The following is a 236-nucleotide window of genomic DNA, read 5'->3' as shown; positions in this document are numbered from 1 at the left end:
CTGAACCGCCCCGACTTTATCGGAGGCTGATTTACTTTAGTCAGGCAGCAATGCCTGACAGGATTAAATTATCATAATACCGCTTTTCAAACTCAAAGGGCGACACATATCCAATCGTGCTATGCAGTCGTGTTTTGTTAAACCAATCGACCCATTCAAGGGTTGCCAGTTCAACATCGTTCACACCAGACCAGCTCTCTTTCAAATAATGAATGACCTCAGACTTGTACAGCCCA

The 236-nt window shown here is 44.5% G+C and carries 1 protein-coding gene; it reads right to left on the bottom strand.

Annotated elements, in window-relative coordinates; all coding sequences use genetic code 11:
• Window positions 1-40: 40 nt before the first annotated feature.
• Window positions 41-236, bottom strand: a 196-nt coding sequence (locus tag ACT3RN_RS16395) for an IS3 family transposase (RefSeq protein WP_444518915.1), incomplete at its 5' end; no start/stop codon positions are given.

Source organism: Psychrobacter sp. AOP5-GZ1-6 (assembly GCF_052376345.1).
Lineage (GTDB): Bacteria > Pseudomonadota > Gammaproteobacteria > Pseudomonadales > Moraxellaceae > Psychrobacter.
The sequence above is the reverse complement of the archived record's forward strand: the minus strand, read 5'-3'. Positions and strand labels throughout refer to the sequence as shown.